1 protein-coding gene and 1 pseudogene are annotated in these 1,907 nt (G+C 78.0%); both read right to left on the bottom strand.

Going from position 1 to position 1,907, the window contains the following annotated elements; all coding sequences use genetic code 11:
• Positions 1 to 397 (bottom strand): annotated as a pseudogene (locus tag CWIS_RS18810) (type II secretion protein F); the annotation flags it as partial.
• Positions 398 to 833: 436 nt separating this feature from the next.
• Positions 834 to 1,907, bottom strand: a 1,074-nt coding sequence (locus tag CWIS_RS09400; protein ID WP_048343023.1) for a TadA family conjugal transfer-associated ATPase, incomplete at its 5' end; no start/stop codon positions are given.

The raw sequence follows: 1,907 nt of genomic DNA, 5'->3' as shown, positions 1-1,907 counted from the left end.
GGGGCACGCCGGTCCGCGCTCGCGTGGGCGCGGCAGCCCCGCGAGCCGCGCGCGTGAGCAGGGCGGCGGTCCAGCGCCGCCCGGCGACGAGCAGGAGCACCCCCGCGACACCCGCTGTGGTGCCGAGGCCACCGCCCAGCAGGACACCGACCGGGTCCGCGCCGAGCACGGTCCCGAGCGCGACGCCCAAGAGCGGCAGCCACCCGAGGACGCGGGCGGTCGCGCGCGGACCGGCGAGTGCCGCCTCGACGTCGTCGCGCTCCGCGGCATCGGCGGCCAGCGACTCCGTGACGCGTTCGAGCACCCCGACGAGCGGCGCGCCGAGCTCATGCGCGGTCTGGGCGGCTGCGACCACGGCGGCGGTCCGCTCGACCAGGCGCAGCCGCTCACGTGCCACGGCTCCGCCTCGTCGCGCGCGCGACACCCGACCGCGTGACTCGCTCCCGCCAGCCCCACCGCAGGCCGCGACGAGCGTCCCGACGTCGGGCACGTCGCCTACCAGCCGCATCCCGAGCGCGGTCTCCCACGCGTCGCGCGGAGCACGCCCCGCCCGCAGCTGCGCCCCGACCGCGACGAGCAGCGCTTCGAGCGCGACGCCCGTCGGCGGTGCGACCGCCCTACGCGTCAGCCCCGGCACGTGTGACCGGCGTCCGGGGACCCGTCCCGGTGGGCCCGCGAGCACGAGCACGACGACGGCGCTGGCAACCCCCGCAGCGACGCTCACACGGACCTCGCGCAGCGCCCGCCGAAGGACGCGGTCCTGCCCGCCCACGTTCGGGCCGAGATGGCGCGCCTGGTGCCGTTCGATGCGCCGGCGCACGTGTCGGTCCGGGTCACGTCACGGCCTCGAGGCGGGCCGCGAGCTGCGGCCAACCTGGCCCGCGGGTCACGACGCCCGACGGCGCGACGGCGACGGCGGTCGCGACCTCGAGCCCGTCACGCGAGCGCCGGACCACGGCGACCTCCGCGAGCGACCGCCGCGCCCTGCCCGGTCCCGCCCGCCGCAGGTGCAGCACCGCGTCGAACGCGGCGGAGGCCTGAGCGGCCGTCGCGTCACGCCCGAGGCCCGCGAGCGCCGCGAGCGCCTCGAGGCGGGCCGGGACGTCGGCCGCGGTGTTCGCGTGGACCGTCGCGCACCCTCCGTCGTGGCCCGTGTTCAGCGCGGCCATGACCTCGCGGACCTCGGCACCACGACACTCCCCGAGCACGATCCGGTCGGGCCGCATGCGCATCGCCTGGCGCACCAGCTCGGCGAGGTCCACCCGGCCCGCACCCTCGACGTTCGCGCGCCGGGCCAGCAGTCGCACGACGTGCGGGTGGTCGGGCGCGAGCTCGCCGGACTCCTCGATGACGACGATGCGCTCGTCGTGGCCCGCCCACGACAGGAGCGCGGCCAGCAGCGTCGTCTTGCCCGCGCCCGTCGCGCCGGAGACGAGCAGGTTGGCGCGTGCGTCGACGAGGCCGCGCACGACGCCGACGATCTCGGGGGCGATCGTCCCGACGCGGACCAGCTCGTCCATCGACAGCGCGCGCGAGCGCACCACGCGCAGGCTCAGCAGCGCGCACCCGCCTGCCACGGGCGGCAGCACGGCATGCAGCCGGGTGCCGTCGGGCAGGCGAGCGTCGACGGTGGGTGCGCCGTCGTCGAGCCGCTGCCCGCCGGCTGCCGCGAGCCGCACCGCGAGCGCCCGCACGTCCTGCTCGGATCCCAGGTCGACGTCCGTGCGCGTCAGCCGGCCGTCGAGCTCGACCCACACGTCGCGCGGACCGTTGACGAGCACGTCGCTCACGCGCGGGTCGTCGAGGAACGGCTGCAGGGGACCGGCCCCGAAGATCGCCGCGCGTACGGCGTGCACCGTCGCGGGGAGCACCGCGGACCCGAGCACCGCACCGCGCTCGCGCGCGAC

It is taken from the genome of Cellulomonas sp. A375-1, assembly GCF_001040865.1.
Lineage (GTDB): Bacteria > Actinomycetota > Actinomycetes > Actinomycetales > Cellulomonadaceae > Cellulomonas > Cellulomonas gelida.
Note: the sequence above shows the minus strand (reverse complement) of the source record. Positions and strands in the feature narration are given on the sequence as shown.